1 protein-coding gene is annotated in these 248 nt (G+C 48.0%); it reads left to right on the forward strand.

Annotated features, from left to right (window positions below):
- The coding region (locus tag V0R37_RS22920; protein ID WP_420376667.1) for a hypothetical protein at positions 1-248 on the forward strand (248 nt) is incomplete at both ends.

Below are 248 nucleotides of genomic sequence, written 5' to 3' on the forward strand. Positions count from 1 at the left end.
CATCTGATGTGTTCGTGCCGTACAGTACAAAGGTGATGCAGATTGACCCTGCTGGTTCAGGGGGTGATGAAGTGGCGTTCTGTGTAGGCGGTGCTGTGAACTCGTATGTGCATGTGTTTAGTACAGGCGGGTTCAAAGGCGGTATGACAGAAGAGAACATTAATCGTATTCTGGATATTGCTGTACAGTACGAGGTTGACCTCATTCGTGTAGAAGCGAATATGGGTCATGGTGTAGTAACTGCGTTG

Origin of the sequence: Pollutimonas rozaliensis (assembly GCF_048751585.1) — a bacterium.
In the GTDB taxonomy this organism is placed as follows: Bacteria; Pseudomonadota; Gammaproteobacteria; order Burkholderiales; family Burkholderiaceae_B.